The 14298-nt window shown below is 42.0% G+C and carries 15 protein-coding genes and 1 other annotated feature; of the genes, 3 read left to right on the top strand and 12 right to left on the bottom strand.

The window, feature by feature from the left end:
- Positions 1-18: 18 nt before the first annotated feature.
- The 3 genes from polX to zapA form a co-directional block, all read right to left on the bottom strand.
- Positions 19-1731: a DNA polymerase/3'-5' exonuclease PolX gene (gene polX, locus N521_RS10400; protein ID WP_035391182.1), complete on the bottom strand. Its 1713-nt coding sequence runs from the start codon at positions 1729-1731 to the stop codon at positions 19-21.
- 114 nt (positions 1732-1845) lie between these two features.
- Complete coding sequence (locus N521_RS10395) at positions 1846-2379, bottom strand: CvpA family protein (protein ID WP_025207758.1); 534 nt, start codon at positions 2377-2379, stop codon at positions 1846-1848.
- Between the two features lie 7 nt (positions 2380-2386).
- Positions 2387-2644, bottom strand: coding sequence for a cell division protein ZapA (gene zapA / locus N521_RS10390; protein ID WP_008345998.1), 258 nt, complete (start codon positions 2642-2644; stop codon positions 2387-2389).
- Between the two features lie 134 nt (positions 2645-2778).
- Between zapA and rnhC the strand changes: the two genes are divergently transcribed.
- Positions 2779-3702: a ribonuclease HIII gene (gene rnhC, locus N521_RS10385; RefSeq protein WP_035391180.1), complete on the top strand. Its 924-nt coding sequence runs from the start codon at positions 2779-2781 to the stop codon at positions 3700-3702.
- A gap of 41 nt (positions 3703-3743) precedes the next feature.
- Here the strand turns inward: rnhC and pheT are convergent, their stop codons facing one another.
- The 3 genes from pheT to N521_RS10370 all read right to left on the bottom strand — a co-directional run bounded on the left by pheT (position 3744) and on the right by N521_RS10370 (position 8328).
- The gene (gene pheT / locus N521_RS10380) at positions 3744-6158 is read right to left on the bottom strand and encodes a phenylalanine--tRNA ligase subunit beta (RefSeq protein WP_035391178.1); all 2415 of its coding nucleotides are present in this window, start codon (positions 6156-6158) and stop codon (positions 3744-3746) included.
- A 15-nt stretch (positions 6159-6173) separates the two neighbouring features.
- Entirely contained in the window at positions 6174-7208 is a 1035-nt protein-coding gene (gene pheS / locus N521_RS10375; RefSeq protein WP_035391176.1) for a phenylalanine--tRNA ligase subunit alpha, read from the bottom strand.
- A 376-nt stretch (positions 7209-7584) separates the two neighbouring features.
- The gene (locus N521_RS10370; RefSeq protein ID WP_035391174.1) at positions 7585-8328 is read right to left on the bottom strand and encodes a TrmH family RNA methyltransferase; all 744 of its coding nucleotides are present in this window, start codon (positions 8326-8328) and stop codon (positions 7585-7587) included.
- Positions 8329-8441: 113 nt separating this feature from the next.
- On the opposite strand from N521_RS10370, the gene sspI reads away from it, so the two are divergent.
- A complete protein-coding gene (gene sspI, locus N521_RS10365) occupies positions 8442-8663 on the top strand; it encodes a small acid-soluble spore protein SspI (RefSeq protein ID WP_008346010.1) in 222 nt (73 codons plus the stop codon).
- A 45-nt stretch (positions 8664-8708) separates the two neighbouring features.
- Here sspI and cstA read toward each other — a convergent pair whose 3' ends face one another.
- Both cstA and N521_RS10355 read right to left on the bottom strand, forming a co-directional pair.
- Positions 8709-10505, bottom strand: coding sequence for a carbon starvation protein CstA (gene cstA, locus N521_RS10360; RefSeq protein WP_035391173.1), 1797 nt, complete (start codon positions 10503-10505; stop codon positions 8709-8711).
- A 349-nt stretch (positions 10506-10854) separates the two neighbouring features.
- The gene (locus tag N521_RS10355; RefSeq protein WP_017358255.1) at positions 10855-11943 is read right to left on the bottom strand and encodes a M42 family metallopeptidase; all 1089 of its coding nucleotides are present in this window, start codon (positions 11941-11943) and stop codon (positions 10855-10857) included.
- 179 nt (positions 11944-12122) lie between these two features.
- Between N521_RS10355 and N521_RS10350 the strand changes: the two genes are divergently transcribed.
- On the top strand, positions 12123-12527 hold the full coding sequence (locus N521_RS10350) for a hypothetical protein (protein WP_008346017.1): 405 nt from the start codon (positions 12123-12125) through the stop codon (positions 12525-12527).
- A 16-nt stretch (positions 12528-12543) separates the two neighbouring features.
- Here the strand turns inward: N521_RS10350 and N521_RS10345 are convergent, their stop codons facing one another.
- From N521_RS10345 to infC, 4 genes are all read right to left on the bottom strand, one after another.
- Positions 12544-12810, bottom strand: a complete 267-nt coding sequence (locus tag N521_RS10345) for a DUF1294 domain-containing protein (protein WP_008346019.1) — start codon at positions 12808-12810, stop codon at positions 12544-12546.
- A gap of 63 nt (positions 12811-12873) precedes the next feature.
- Positions 12874-13233 (bottom strand): 50S ribosomal protein L20, encoded by a 360-nt coding sequence (gene rplT / locus N521_RS10340; RefSeq protein ID WP_007501659.1) that lies wholly within the window; start codon positions 13231-13233, stop codon positions 12874-12876.
- Positions 13234-13264: 31 nt separating this feature from the next.
- Positions 13265-13465 (bottom strand): 50S ribosomal protein L35, encoded by a 201-nt coding sequence (gene rpmI, locus N521_RS10335; protein ID WP_003216324.1) that lies wholly within the window; start codon positions 13463-13465, stop codon positions 13265-13267.
- Positions 13466-13490: 25 nt separating this feature from the next.
- Positions 13491-14006 carry a translation initiation factor IF-3 gene (infC, locus tag N521_RS10330; RefSeq protein ID WP_024718649.1) on the bottom strand — a complete coding sequence of 172 codons (516 nt, stop codon included), beginning with the start codon at positions 14004-14006 and terminating at the stop codon, positions 13491-13493.
- A 71-nt stretch (positions 14007-14077) separates the two neighbouring features.
- Positions 14078-14209: a sequence feature (ribosomal protein L20 leader region), on the bottom strand.
- Positions 14210-14298: the final 89 nt, after the last annotated feature.

Here is a 14298-nt window from a genome sequence, read left to right as displayed (position 1 = left end):
GGTCCAGCCTCCTAACGACTACCTGTCACGCGTTAAAAACTTTTTCATCTCATTGAGTGAAAATGTATTCACGACATTTGCTTTTGGTGTCCAGCCCTTTCTTGCAGCTGTGACACCGACGTCCATATGATCGAGCATGGCGATGTTGTGTGCATCTGTGTTGATCATGATGTTCACACCCGCTTCGTTTGCTTTCATTAAATGCTCTGTTTTTAAATCCAGTCTTGACGGGTTGCTGTTGAGTTCCAGTGCAGTGCCCGTTTTTTTCGCAAGCTCTATGAGCTGATCAATATTTAAAGCATAGCCGTCTCGTCTACCGATCAAACGGCCAGTTGGATGGGCAATTAAATCCACATGCTGATTATTCAAGGCATTTTCTAGGCGCTCCATAATGACTTCCTCCGGCTGAGAGAAGCTAGAATGAATAGACGCAATGACAAAATCCATGTCTGCTAGAAAGTCATCATCATAATCTAACGATCCATCCGGCAGAATATCCATTTCGACCCCTTTGAAAATGTGAAAATGTTCGAATTCTTGATTCAGCTTGTCAATTTCTTTTGCTTGCAAACGCAAACGTTCTTTTGTTAAACCGTTTGCTACTTTTAAATATTGTGAGTGGTCTGTGATCGCCATGTATTCATAGCCTTTTGCGATACATGCCTCTGCCATTTCGCGAATAGAAAAGGCGCCATCACTCCATGTCGAGTGCATATGAAGATCGCCTTTGATATCTTTTCGTTCTACAAATTGCATACTTTCTTTATACGAATCAATCTCTGCTCCGGTTTCACGAATTTCTGGCGGAATGAGCGGAAGTTGGAAATGTGCATAAAAAGCGCTTTCGTCTTCAAATGTTTTCACATCCCCAGTTTCGATCGTTTCAACCCCATATTCACTAATACGCTCACCGCGCTCCTTCGCAAGCTGTCGCATACGAATGTTATGATCTTTTGAGCCAGTGAAATGGTGCAGCGTTGTTGCAAATTGGTCTGTTGTCACAAGCCGGAAATCTACACTGATTTCAAAATCAAGTGCAAGCATGACAGATACCTTCGTATCACCGCTCGCAATGACATCTTTGACATCATCAAGAGCAACAAGTTGTTCTCTCACTTGTTCAGGGTTATCAGTCGCAATGATGTAATCTAAATCTTTAACCGTTTCACGCGCACGTCTTAAACTGCCCGCTCTTGAAAAACGGATGATTCCCTCCATCTGTTCCAGCGCATCATCAATTCGTTCTGCCACATCTAATGCAAAGCCAATTGGCAGTCGTTCTGGCTGCTTTCCCGCCTCCTCAAGAGCGGCAAGAATCTTTTCTTCTGTTTTTTTGCCAAACCCAGCAAGCGTTTGTACTTTTTCCGCTTCACATGCTTCTTTTAACGACTGTGCATCGTGAACACCAAGCTCTTGGTAGAGCTTAGCAATCTTCTTCCCGCCGAGTCCTTGCAATTTTAAGAGCGGGACAAGTCCTTCAGGCACTTCTTTTTTTAATTGTTCGAGTGTTTCAGACTGTCCTTTTTCGATATACTCTGTGATCACAGCAAAGGTTCCTTTTCCAATGCCGGGTAATGCTAATAGGTCATCTATTTGAGAAAGACTGCGGTCATCTTGTTCCAGTGCCGCAGCTGCTTTACGAAAGGCAGAAATTTTAAAAGGATTATCTCCTTTTAGCTCCATATAAACTGCAATTGTTTCAAGAAGTTTGATAATATCTTTTTTATTCATCTCTCATCCTCCAGCCGCTTTGGCATCTTCCTATATAAATATACAAACTTTCCCTTCATCCGACAACTTTCTGTCATGGAATGAGAAAAAACTTCTCCAAGAAAGGAGAAGTTCTTAAACTCCATACGTCGACCAGAGGTCTTTGACAAGACCGGACAGGTAAGGGGTGCTATTTACGATCACATCTGCTAACATTGATTTGCTCATCATCGTTTGAAGCGCATCGACTGGAAGTAATGCGGCCACAAACAATAGAATAAACACAAATAGATAGGTTTCAAGAAATCCTAAAACAGCGCCAAGCAGTTTGTTGACCTGTTTAATCACAGGGATACTTGCAATGGTTGTGAGCAATCCGCCGATGATAGCGAGCAGGATTTTGGTCAAGATAAACAGAATGATAAACGCAATGGTATTATAATAAGCTGTTTCTAGATTCCCACTAAAGAAAGCAAGCTGCGCTTGACCGCCGCTAAAATTAGGTGCTGGAATCCACGTAAGCTGTGGTGCAAGTGACTGATAAAACAGAGAAGCCACTAAAATAGAAACAACAAAGCTAATCAATTTAATAAATTGAAGAATAAACCCGCGTTTTAGACCGACAAGCGTTCCCATAAGAAGCAAAAACAAAATGATGATATCGATCACGGTAATTTCATTCCTTTTCTTTTAGATGAAGCTCTAGTTTTTCGTATTGCTCTTTTAATTTCAAGTAGTCGTGGACGACATTGACTGCTGTCAGTACAGCTAATTTGTTTATATCAAGGTATGGATTTTTTTCATTGATTTCTCTCATTTTATCATCAACAATTGAAGCAACATGTCGCATATGCATCTTCGTTTCTTGACCGATGATCGTATAGGACTGTCCGTAAATCTCAACTGTTGTTTTCGTTTTACCGCCGTCAGACAACGTTTCTCCTCCATTCCACGAGAATCCTAGTCTCTATCATAACATGTTTAGACATTGAATGGAAAGACGAGCCCTTCCCTGTTATGGTACACTTTAGAAATCAATGATATCAAGGTAAAAAGGAGTTATCCACTGTGCCCCAATCCGTCTTAAAAGCAACATCAGAAGACATGAAAAAAATGAAGAGCGTGTACGCTCAGCATTTAACTGACACTTTGCCGCCAGGCGCTCTATTTCAAGCAAAGGTTCCCGGCTGTACGATTACAGCTTACAAATCTGGAAAAGTGCTGTTCCAAGGACAAAAGGCAGAAGCTGAAGCGAGTCAGTTCAACCATTTACAAGCAGCTGAAACAAAAAGCAAAAAAACACCATCCATCACACAGTACAGCCCACCACCCGGCATCGCTTCCATGTCGGTTATTGGCTCAGATGAGGTCGGTACTGGCGATTATTTTGGACCCATTACGGTCTGTGCGGCTTATGTTGATTCCAGTCAGCTTGCTCTCATGAAAGAGCTCGGGGTGAAAGACTCAAAAGGACTAAAAGATCCGCAGATTATCAACATTGCCAAAGACTTGATCAAAACCATCCCGTTCAGCCTTCTCGTGCTTCGGAATGAAAAATACAATGCGATGCAAGAAAAGGGCATGAGCCAAGGGAAAATGAAGGCACTGCTTCATAACCAAGTCATCACCTCCGTGCTAGAAAAACTGGATGGCAAGAAACCAGAAGCCATTCTCATTGACCAATTTGCCGAACCAGGCATTTATTTCAGGCACCTTGCGGGGAAAAAGATCATTCGGGAGCGTACATATTTTAGTACGAAAGCAGAAGGCATCCACTTATCGGTTGCTGCAGCTTCTATTATTGCAAGGTATGCTTTTTTAATTGAAATGGATAAATTATCAAAAGCAGCGGGCTTTGACATTCCAAAAGGAGCCGGTCCGCATGTTGACAAAGCGGCAGCAAAGCTGATGAAACAGCACGGCGAAGAGGCTTTACGCCAATTTACAAAACTTCATTTTGCCAACACCCAAAAAGCGAAAAAATGGTTATAATCAAAAAAGAGCTATCGCCCATAAAGCGATAGCTCTTTTGATTATCCGCGCAAGACGGCTTGATACGTATCTTCTAATGCTTTCAATACGTTTGTATGAACAGCCGTGACTTCTTCCTCGGTCAACGTTTGTTCTGGGTTTAAATACTGCAGAGAGAATGCAACAGATTTCTTACCTTCTTCCATATGCTCACCCTCATACACATCAAAGACGGAAAGATCTGTGAGCAATTGGCCGCCAGCTTCATAAATGACTTGCTCCAGCTGTCCGCTTGAAATATGCTGATCGACGACAAGTGCGATGTCTCTTGTCACTGCTGGGAATCTCGGAATTGCCGTATATTTCATATCCTCTGTTTCAGACGTCATCACATCTGTTAAATCAAATTCAAATACATACGTTTCTTTTAAATCTAATTCCTTTTCCACTACTGGATGAAGTGCAGCTACAAAGCCAATCACTTTTCCATTTAAATGAACATCGGCTGTACGTCCTGGGTGAAGGCCCTCACGCTCTGCTTGAACATACGTGATCTCTTCTGATACACCAAGCTTTTCAAACAGCCCTTCTGCAATACCCTTCGCAACATAAAAATCGACAGCTTTTTTCTCGCCCTGCCAAAGATTTTTATGCCAAAGACCTGTTAACGCACCTGCCACATGCTCTTTCTCTACTGGTTTTGCGCCTTCCGTTTCCGCTAAGAAAACAGAACCTGTTTCGTAAAAGGCAAAAGAATCAGCTTGTCTTGCTAAGTTATATGCGACAGAATCAAGTAAGTTTGGCAGAAGGCTTTGTCTCAGCACACTTCGTTCCTCACTCATCGGCAAGGAAAGTCTTGTTTGATAAGCTGGATTTAAAGCAAAGGCTGTGGACTTATGCTGATTCGTTAATGAATACGTAATCGCTTGAGAAAGCCCTGCGCCCTCTAAGAAACGTCTCACCTTTCTGCGCTTCACTTGGTATGGCGTAAGACCACCAACGGTACCAGCTGTCGCAGGAAGTGTAGATGGAATATTGTCGTATCCGTATAATCTCGCGACTTCTTCAATGAGGTCCTCTTCAATCGTAATATCCATTCTACGGGAAGGAACCGTTACAACAAGCACATCATTTGATTCGCCCACAGTAAAGCCTAGTTTGTTGAAAATCTGAATCATATCTTCTTTTGAAATGCTCATGCCAAGCACCTTGTTCACACGCTCAGTTGATACGTGGATGACATTCATACTTGTTTCAAGGTGGTTTTCCTCAACTGTACCACTTAGCACTTCGCCGCCTGCATACATACTGATCAATTGCGCTGCTCTTTCGGCTGCTGATTTCGTCCGCTGCGGATCGAGCCCTTTTTCAAATCGTGTGCTTGATTCACTGCGAAGCCCTAAGTCTCTAGATGCTTGACGAACGGTTTGACCGTTGAAATATGCCGTTTCTAAAAGAATCGTTGTCGTCTCATCACGCACCTCTGATTCAAAACCGCCCATGACACCTGCAACAGCATGCGCTTTTGTGCCATTTGTAATGACAAGATGCTTCGAAGACAATGTACGTTCTTGTTCATCCAGAGTTTGAATCATTTCATTTTTAGCCGCTTTACGTACAACCACCTGCTTTGAACCAAACCGGTCATAATCAAAGGCATGTAGAGGTTGACCGTATTCAAGTAAGACAAAATTCGTAATATCCACGACGTTGTTAATTGGGCGGATACCTGCATTCATCAATCTTGTTTGCATCCAAAGCGGTGCAGGTCCAATCTTTACATTTTTAATGATCTTCGCTGCATAAAGTGGATTCGCTTCTTGATCCTCAATTTTAACAGAAATATAGTCTGCTGCTTTTTCAGAAGAAGTGTCATGCGCTGTATCAGGAAGCTTGATGTCTCTCCCTAAAATGGCGGCAACCTCATAAGCCACTCCTATCATATTAAGGGCATCGGCACGGTTTGGTGTTAAGCCAAGTTCAAGTACCGCGTCATCTAATTGAAGCGCTTGAAGGGCATCATCTCCTGGTTTCACGTCATTCGGGAAAACAAAGATACCTTCTGCATATTCTTTTGGTACGAGCTTGCTCTCTACGCCTAATTCTTGCAGAGAACAAATCATGCCATGAGACTCTTCACCGCGCAGTTTGGCTTTTTTAATTTTAAAGTTTCCAGGAAGGACTGCACCAACCGTTGCGACAGCCACATGCTGTCCTTTATCCACATTTGGAGCCCCGCATATAATTTGCACCGGTGCGTCTTCGCCGATATCAACAAGACATTTGTTTAATTTATCCGCATTCGGATGCTGTTCACGTTCAATGACGTGTCCAACGACAACGCCTTTGATGCCTTCGCCTTTATACTCAACGGCTTCCACTTCAATTCCGCTTCTTGTGATTTTCTCTGCTAATTCATCCGGCTGAATGCCTTCTAAATCGACATAGTCCTCTAACCATTTATATGAAACAAACATGTTGATTTCCTCCTCTTAGTCCTGCTTAAATTGCTTCGTGAATCTAATATCATTTGTGTAGAAATGACGAATGTCATCTATGCCGTATTTCAGCATCGCAATACGTTCAACACCCATTCCAAAAGCAAAGCCTTGGTAAGTATCTGGATCAAATCCGCTCATTTTTAATACATTCGGGTGAACCATTCCTGCACCTAAAATTTCAATCCAGCCTGTTCCTTTACATACAGAACAGCCTTTCCCGCCGCATTTAAAGCATGACACATCAACTTCAACGGAAGGTTCTGTGAATGGGAAAAAGCTTGGGCGCAGTCTAATTTCACGATCTTCCCCAAACATTTTTCTTGCGACTGTCTCAAGCGTCCCTTTGAGGTCACTCATGCTAATATTGTGATCGACGACAAGTCCTTCAATTTGCATGAATTGATGGGAGTGAGTGGCATCATCGCTGTCACGTCTATACACCTTACCAGGGCAGATGATTTTCACAGGGCCTTGGCCTTTATATTTCTCAAGTGTACGTGCTTGAACGGGTGATGTTTGCGTTCTCATGAGTGTGTCTTCAGTAATATAGAAGCTGTCCTGCATATCACGTGCAGGGTGTTCTTTTGGAAGATTGAGCGCTTCAAAGTTATAGTAATCTGTTTCCACCTCTGGGCCCTCTTCAACGGTATAGCCCATGCCGATAAATAAATCTTCAATATCTTCTACGACAATCGTTAATGGATGTCTTGACCCGATTTTGATCGGACTTGCTGGTAATGTGACATCAATGGTTTGAGAAGCCAGTTTCTTTTTCACTTCTTCTGCTTCTAGCTGCTCATTTTTTTCAGCAATGGCACCAGCAATCTGCTCTCTTACTTCGTTTGCGAGTGCGCCCATTTTTGGTCTTTCTTCAGCGGAAAGCTTGCCCATTCCGCGCAGCACTTCTGTAATCGGACCTTTTTTCCCTAAATATTGAACACGAATATCATTGACTTCTTTGAGCGAGCTGGCTGCTTCAACCTTTGCTATCGCCTCTGTTTCAAGCTGTTTTAACGTTTCTTGCATGAGTGTGATCCTCCTTTTGATATACAAAACCGCTCGGATAAACGGCTGTTTGATTGTTTGAAGACAATAAAAAAACTCGTTCCTCCATAAAAGAAGGGACGAGTTGTGGTCGCGGTACCACCCTTGTTAAGCACAAATGCATGTGCGAATAAGCTTCATTGACATAACGGAATCAAACGAATCCGGTTCACCTTTACGCAAAACCTGCGGTCCCGGTGACAACTCCAGAGGTGAATTCCTGTTTCAGCATTCCTTAAATGCACTTTCAGTCTACGATGCATTCTCCCTATTAGGACGCTCCGTGAAACAATCTTCCTCTATCATGGTTTTTAAAATATTAGTTTCATTATAGTGAAAAATAGGACGTGTTGCAACACTATCCGCGCAAATGATAGACAAGAACCGCTGCTGCCACAGCCACATTTAATGATTCCGCTTGTCCGTACATTGGAACATATAAATTTTGATCTGTCATTTGAAGAATCTCTGGATCAATACCTGCTCCCTCGTTGCCTACAATTAACGCAAATGGACCTTCTGATGCTATGTGTTTATACTCTTTCGCATTTTTTAAAGCAGTGCCATATACAGGTATACCTTGCGCCTTTAATGCTGGAATTGTCTGTTGAAGTGTTTGTTTTAAGATAGGCAGGTGAAAATGAGACCCTTGTGCTGAACGGAGCGTTTTTCCGTTAAACGCATCAACGGTTCCATCCCCTAGGACCACAGCATCAAGACCCGCTGCATCTGCTGTCCGAATGAGTGTGCCTAAATTCCCCGGGTCCTGCACTGCATCTAACAGAAGCATTCGTTCATACTTTTTCTCCTCAAATACAGGAATGGTACAAACCGCTGCGATTTGCTGAGGTGTTTCCGTTTCCGTCATCGCAGTAAAAGCCTCTTCACTTAATTCATACAACTCAATGTCAGGCTCGATGTCAGCAGGGAGCATGTCAGGTGTTGTGATCATTAACTCTTTCACAACCCCGCTTTTTAATGCTTCTTCTACTAAGTGTTTTCCTTCAACAAGGAATAGCCCTGTTTTCGTTCGTTCTTTTTTTGTATGGAGCTTTTTCCATTGTTTAATGTGTGCGTTTTTAGCTGATTCTATATATTTCAAGCGACTTTAACTCCTTTAAATATCATGAATTTATTATATCTCAAGCACACTACATAATAAACCTGTCTTTGAGACAGAATAGGGCTATCACCATCAAAAAAGGAGTGTGGGCAATGGATTTTAATTTAAGAGGCGCAGTGATTCAAAACATTACTGGCCATAATCAAGAGCAGCTTGAGCATACGATTTTAGATGCGATTCAAAGTGGCGAGGAAAAAATGCTGCCAGGTCTTGGCGTTTTGTTTGAGGTGTTATGGCAAGAGGCATCAGAAGATGAAAAAAATGAAATTCTTGAAACATTAGAGCAGGGCTTAAAGCCTGAACATCAGCAATAACAGGAAGCCGGTTTGCTTATTTATGAGCAAGCCGGCTTTGTTCATTTAGCCAGTGATTGGCGTCTCCATTCGAAGAGCTGGATCGCGCCAAATCTCGATCCATTTTTTAATAGCGAACACGATAATGACAAAACCTAAAATCAGCATAATCATCGAAAGCACGGCGTTCAGTACACTGTAGCCAGATGCTTCAGGATTGAGATAGACATTCGCAACCATCCAATAACCCGCATAATTCACCGTCAAATATAAGTAACCAAGTGGAATTAAACAAGTCAACATATACCGCCTTTTATCCGCAATTTTTAACACAACCGTCGCCCCAATGATTAATCCGACCGAGGCCATTAGCTGGTTTGACACGCCAAAGAGTGCCCAAATCGACCCAATGTCTCCAGAGTAAAGCAAGTATCCCCACATAAAACAAGCAAGTGCACTTGCAAAGACTGACCCTGGTACCCAGTCATTTCGTTTTAGCGGTTTATATGCTTCTCCAAAGAAGTCTTGGATCAAATATCGCGCGACACGGGTTCCTGCGTCAATCGCCGTTAATATAAAGACGGCTTCAAACATAATCACGAATTGGAAGAAATAAGAGGCCAAATGACTAAAGAACGGAATACCCGTAAAGATGTACGCCATCCCTACAGCTAATGTAACAGCTCCACCTGTTCTTCCTTCTAAGTCAAGACCGATTTCTTTGCTTAGTTGAGGAAGATTCTCGACACTCATACCAAGCGTACGGAACACTTCAGGTGTACTATTAATTGCAAAATAATCTCCCGGATGAAGCGCAGTAGCGGCAATTAACGCCATAATTCCCACTAAACATTCTACGAGCATCGCGCCAAACGCCACCGGCTTCATATCACTCCAACGATCTAGCATTTTTGGCGTTGTGCCTGAGCCAACAAATGCATGAAAACCAGAAATCGCACCACAAGCAATGGTAATCGAAATAAAAGGCCATACAGGTCCAGCTAAGACAGGCCCTCCTCCATTTACAAACTCCGTAAACGCCGGAAATTGGATGGTTGGATTAACCACAAAGATTCCCGCAATCAGCGCAATGAAAACACCAATTTTCATAAAACTGCTTAAATAGTCTCTTGGTGCCAAAAGCAACCAAACCGGCAGGGCCGCAGCAAAGAACGCATAGATTGGCAGGGCAAGAGCAAGCGTTTTTGTATCAAGTGTTAACAAATCTCCAAGTGCTGTTCCTTGAATATTCGGTCCAAGGAATACCCCCAACATCAGTAATATGAATCCCGCAGATGTCGCCAGCTTTAAATTGCCTGTCTTTTTATAATAAAGGCCGACTCCCATCGCTATTGGAATGGTAATACCAACTGCAAAGGTTCCCCAAGGATTTCGTTCTAAAGCATGAAGCACAACCATGGACAGTCCTGCCATTGTAATTGTAATAATAAATAACATGGCGAGCCCTGTGCAAAATCCTGCCACAGGACCAAGCTCCTCTTTCGCTACCTCGGATAGTGATTTCCCCTTTTTTCGCATCGAAGCAAACAAGACCACAAGATCATGAACAGCTCCGCCAATCACCGCTCCAATTAAGAGCCAAAGGAGACCAGGTAAATACCCAAATTGTGCGGCTAAAATCGGACCAACTAATGGACCGGCAGCGGCAATTGCAGCAAAGTGATGCCCAAATGTGACCCATTTGTTTGTTGGCACATAATCTTTCCCATCCTCGAGTGCATGTGCCGGTGTAGGATGATCATCTGTGACCTTTAGTACCTTCACCATCATAAACGTGCCATAGAGGCGATAGGCAATCGCTAAAATACACATCGATCCTATCACAATTGAAACCGCATTCATTTAACCATCCCCTTTGTATAAACAATTTGTTACAAATATAACATAAATTGAGTGATTTTTCTTTCTTTTAAAACCAAGTTGACAAATAGGAATAATTGATTTAATCTAAAATAAGCTTCACCTACTTCCATAAACTCTCTTTTGACAGAGCCTCAATTGGCTCTGTCCTTTTTATTGATTTCATCTTACATAAATACAAGATGGATCACATGTGCCTTCCTCACTAGAAAAATATCACTTCATTTACTGAAAACAGTTCTTTTGACACAACTTACATTCCAAAGTTCATTTCCTGGGAAATTCAACGCAATTAAAAAACCTTTCCCCATACTGAGGAAAGGTTTCATCATTAAGAACCGTACGTAATTTGTTCGACCGTTTTTTGATCAAGTCTTTTGATGACTTCTGTTAAAAGCTTCACCGCATTTTCATAATCATCTCGATGAATCATAGCTGCATGGGTATGAATATATCTGCTTGGAATTCCGATGGATAGTGATGGAACACCATGACCTGTTAAGTGAATACCTCCAGCATCTGTTCCTCCACCTGGCATGGAATCATATTGATAAGGAATGTTTAATTCATCTGCAGTTTGGACAACAAAATCGCGAAGCCCTTTATGAGAAACCATGGAAGCGTCGAATACGACAATCGTTGGTCCTTTGCCAAGTTTGCTTGTTGCTTCTTTTTCAGTAATACCTGGTGTATCACCTGCTACTCCAACATCAATAGCAAATCCAATATCAGGCTGGATGGTAGCTGCAGCTGTTTTAGCTCCTCGCAAGCCAACTTCCTCTTGGACAGTTGCTACACTGTATGCAATATTTTCATGCTGAGTATCCTTTAAATTCTTCATGACATCAATCGCTACTGCACAGCCGATACGGTTGTCCCAGGCTTTTGCAAGAAGCATTTTTTCGTCATTCATTACCGTAAACTCAAAGTAAGGTACGATTTGATCTCCAGGGAGGACGCCCCATTCCATTGCCTGTTCTTTGCTCGAAGCCCCAATATCAATGAACATATCTGTGATTTCGATTGATTTCTTTCGTGCTTCTGGTGATAAGACATGTGGCGGTTTAGAACCAATCACACCTGTAATGTCTCCTTTTTTCGTCACAATGGTGACACGCTGCGCCAACATCACTTGTGACCACCAGCCACCGACCGTTTGAAAACGAATATAGCCTTTGTCATCGATTTTTGTCACCATGAATCCTACTTCATCTAAGTGACCAGCAAGCATCACTTTAGGCCCATTTGCATTTCCTTCCTTCTTAGCAATTAAGCTGCCAAGGCGGTCTGTAGAGACTTCATCCGCATATGTTTCTATGTATGACTGCATGACTTTTTTTACATCACGTTCATTTCCTGGAATCCCTTTTGCATCCGTTAGGTCTTTCAGCATAGTTAATGTTTGATCTAGTTTTGTCATTCTGTGTATCCTCCTTTTTCTTCATGGTGCATTCTTATTATACAAAACCTCTTTCGTTCAATACGATCTTTTTATGAATATTTTTTCGTTAATCGAAATATTTTTTTAAAAAAAGTTGAAACCTTTTGTCTTTCTCATTCGTAGTACATCAGATAACGGTATTGGAGGTGCATCCTGTCATGTTTGTCATCCTCATTAGACTTGCTCTTGTTGCATTGCTTGTCTATATTTTCTACATGGCGGTAAAATTCTTCTCAAACCCGAGAAGAAAGCTGAAACAAGCACAATTAAAAGAAGGCTTTTATTTTATGGACGAACAGCAAAATGCCCGTAAAAATTTTAATTTCGTCTATAAAGGTGTCTTGTTTGAAGGGGAGAAGCATGTTCCTTCTAAGGATCATCCTCTGTTTGTCCACTCCATTTACGTTTGGACGGAGTCACCTGAGAAGCTAAATGAATTCACATTAGAAGACTTTGAAAAACTTGAGGAAAACATCATTGAACGGTATCCTCAAACAAAAATTGATTGGGATCAGCCCATCAAAAAAATCAAACAAAAAAAGGGAGCAGACACGCCGACTTAACGGCGTCTGCTCCTTTTCAGATGAGATTGAGATAGACCAATATCACCAATTGGACAACAATTAAAGCAGGCATACCCATTTGAAAGGCAGGATGCTTCGTTTTATGACGGAAATACTGCATGCCAAGAAATGACCCAGCAGCACCAAAAAGTACTGCGGCACTCCATAAGTGCGCTTCTGATATTCTCCATTTGTGTGCTTTCGCCCGGCGTTTATCCTCTCCCATGAGACAAAACCCATAGACATTGACCAAGATGAGCAGCACGATCAGAGCGATATTCATTGATTTCACCTCACATGATGAGAAAAAAAGATCACTCCTTGGCGGAATGATCTTTTATATGACTTACTTGTCTAGTTGTGCTTTTGCAGCATCAGCAAGCTGGTTGAATGCGTTTAGGTCATTCACAGCAAGATCAGCAAGCATTTTGCGGTTTACTTCGATACCAGAAAGCTTTAAGCCATGCATTAAACGGCTGTAAGAAAGACCGTTCATACGAGCTGCAGCATTGATACGAGTAATCCATAGTTTACGGAAGTCACGTTTTTTCTGACGACGGTCACGGAAAGCGTAGTTTCCAGATTTCATCACCTGTTGGTTTGCTACTTTATATAATCTATGTTTTGAACCGAAATAACCTTTTGCTAATTTAAGAACCTTTTTACGACGCTGACGCGACACAGTTCCGCCTTTTACTCTTGGCATTGTAATTCCCTCCTATGTTTCCTATTCCAGATTACTTGATGTTTGCAAGTTGTTGTTTGATACGTTTGAAATCTCCAGCACTTACGATTGCGCTCTTACGCAATTTACGTTTTTGCTTTGTAGATTTGTTAGCGAACAAGTGACTTGTGTACGCATGAGAACGTTTAAGTTTACCAGAACCTGTTTTTTTGAAACGTTTAGCAGATCCGCGGTGAGTTTTCATTTTTGGCATTGGATGTTTCCTCCCTCTGTTACTTTTACTTTTCGACTTTTGGTGCAAGCATGAGGAACATGCTGCGTCCGTCCATCTTAGGTTTTGTTTCTACTGTTGCTACTTCAGCGCAAGCTTCAGAGAAACGGTCTAACACGCGCTGTCCGATTTCTTTATGCGTAATCGCACGGCCTTTAAAGCGGATAGAAGCTTTCACTTTATCTCCCTTTTCAAGGAATTTGATTGCATTACGGAGCTTCGTGTTAAAATCATGTTCATCGATTGTCGGGCTCAACCGAACTTCTTTTAAGCTAATGATTTTTTGATTCTTACGTGCCTCTTTTTCCTTCTTCTGTTGTTCGAATCGGAACTTACCATAGTCCATGATTCGGCAAACAGGTGGTTTTGCATTTGCAGCAACTAACACAAGGTCAAGATTGGCTTTCGTAGCAATTTCCAGAGCTTCCTGGCGGGTTTTAATCCCAAGCTGATCGCCATTTTGTCCGATCAAACGAACTTCACGCGCACGAATACCTTCATTAACTAATTGATCTTTGCTAATAGTGAGCCACCTCCATGAGATTTTGAATTGAGTTCACAATTCATTTTGACCATTTCGTTGTATGTTTTACAGGCAAACAAAAAGTGTGGGCATATAAAACACCCACACTGCGAACATTTGCATGAAAAAATAAATGTACGGTCAACCTGTCAACTACAAACATGTGTCAATCAGGTGAGAAGCGGGTGCTTCTGCTTGTGATATCTATTCAATTCGTTAATTATTCTACACAATTTTCATTTGTCCGTCAAGTAACGGAACTCTTGAAACAACTTTTTCATTTTAGCATGAC

The sequence above is a fragment of the Bacillus sp. UNC125MFCrub1.1 genome, assembly GCF_000701305.1.
In the GTDB taxonomy this organism is placed as follows: Bacteria; Bacillota; Bacilli; order Bacillales; family Bacillaceae; genus Bacillus; species Bacillus altitudinis.
The sequence above is the reverse complement of the archived record's forward strand: the minus strand, read 5'-3'. Positions and strand labels throughout refer to the sequence as shown.